The organism is Mesorhizobium sp. M8A.F.Ca.ET.181.01.1.1 (assembly GCF_004792025.1).
Taxonomy (GTDB): domain Bacteria; phylum Pseudomonadota; class Alphaproteobacteria; order Rhizobiales; family Rhizobiaceae; genus Mesorhizobium.
The window spans coordinates 1-384 of the sequence record NZ_SRTV01000075.1; the positions used below are offsets into that span (position 1 = coordinate 1).

At 63.0% G+C, this 384-nt stretch carries 1 protein-coding gene; it reads right to left on the reverse strand.

Annotation, left to right across the window (positions count from 1 at the left end; genetic code table 11):
• Nucleotides 1-149: 149 nt before the first annotated feature.
• Nucleotides 150-384 (reverse strand): lipopolysaccharide assembly protein LapA domain-containing protein (locus tag EN824_RS33650; RefSeq protein ID WP_135933173.1); only part of this gene is annotated, 235 nt, incomplete at its 5' end.

The window sequence follows — 384 nt, forward strand, 5'->3', positions numbered from 1 at the left end:
AGGCCCCGGAAATAGGTGCTCGACAGGCGGCTGACCTGGCTGTCACCGTGGCGTTGGCCGCCGCGACGTCCGATCACCCACCCGGCCAGTGCGGCCAGCGGAACAAACAGGAAAAACCAGAACCACTCGGTGACGAAATCCATCTTCGATCAACGTCCATCAAAAGATTGGTTGGAAGCGACCGGTGCCGGCGAAGCGACAGCGGACTTGTTGGCGCGGCGCAGCTGGCCGTAGAGCGGAATGACCACGCTCACCAGCACCAGCCCGGCACCGACCACCACACCGACCAGCAGCGCGGCGATCAGGGCCACGCCCACCGAGGTGTGCAGTTGGGTAAACAGCAGGTTGATCGACATCGCGGTCATGTTGACCGCACCAATGATC